Consider the following 429-nt stretch of genomic DNA (forward strand, 5'->3'; position numbering starts at 1 on the left):
GTCCGACGGTGCAACTATGTCAGCACCGGCTTCGGCGTGTGACAATGCTTGCTTCACTAAAATCTCGGTAGTGATGTCGTTTAGGATGTAGCCTGTCTCATCTATGATTCCGTCTTGACCATGAGTGGTGAAGGGGTCCAATGCTACGTCAGTCATGATGCCAAGCTGTGGAAAGGCTTTTTTAAGCTCGCGTACAGCGCGTTGCACTATGGCATCGGCGTTATACGCTTCTTCTGCCATTAAGGTCTTTTTCTCTGCTGGGGTCACAGGGAAGAGTGCAATTAATGGGATGCCTAACTCAACCAATTCTTCGGCTTCTTTTAGTAGGAGGTCTATTGAGTAACGTTCAATACCTGGCATAGAGGCGATCTTTTCACTGCGATTGCTGCCTTCTAGAACAAACATAGGATAAATCAGGTCGTTGACCGT

The 429-nt window shown here is 47.6% G+C and carries 1 pseudogene; it reads right to left on the minus strand.

Features of this window, described 5'->3' with window-relative positions:
- Positions 1-429 (minus strand): annotated as a pseudogene (locus ETV65_RS24775) (porphobilinogen synthase); the annotation flags it as partial.

Origin of the sequence: Rahnella sp. RFA10(1/100), from assembly GCF_004195115.1 — a bacterium.
Classification (GTDB): Bacteria; Pseudomonadota; Gammaproteobacteria; order Enterobacterales; family Enterobacteriaceae; genus Rahnella; species Rahnella perminowiae.